The sequence below is a fragment of the Cobetia sp. SIMBA_158 genome (assembly GCF_046566945.1).
Classification (GTDB): domain Bacteria; phylum Pseudomonadota; class Gammaproteobacteria; order Pseudomonadales; family Halomonadaceae; genus Cobetia; species Cobetia amphilecti.
Genome location: NZ_JAWJYL010000775.1, coordinates 1 through 251, shown reverse-complemented (window position 1 = coordinate 251; position 251 = coordinate 1). Strand labels below are relative to the sequence as shown.

The 251-nt window shown below is 49.0% G+C and carries 1 pseudogene; it reads right to left on the bottom strand.

The features are described from left to right. Nucleotides 1-251: pseudogene (gene tapT / locus R2R70_RS21920) on the bottom strand (tRNA-uridine aminocarboxypropyltransferase); the annotation flags it as partial.

The window sequence follows — 251 nt, the reverse complement described above, 5'->3', positions numbered from 1 at the left end:
CATACGAGGCGGGAAAGACCACCATTGGCTGATAATACGGGTTTTGTACCAGATCCAGCAAATCCTGCGAGGGTTCGGTACGCGACCATTGAAACGCAACGGTATCAGGCAAAATATCAGCAATCAGACGCCCGGTATTACTGGGCTTCATTGGCTCGGTGTCGAACATCAGCAAACAGAAGCGACTTTTTGCTTGTGCTGGGGTAATTGTCGAACAGAGACATAATTTCTCTGGCAAAAGACAGCGTTGG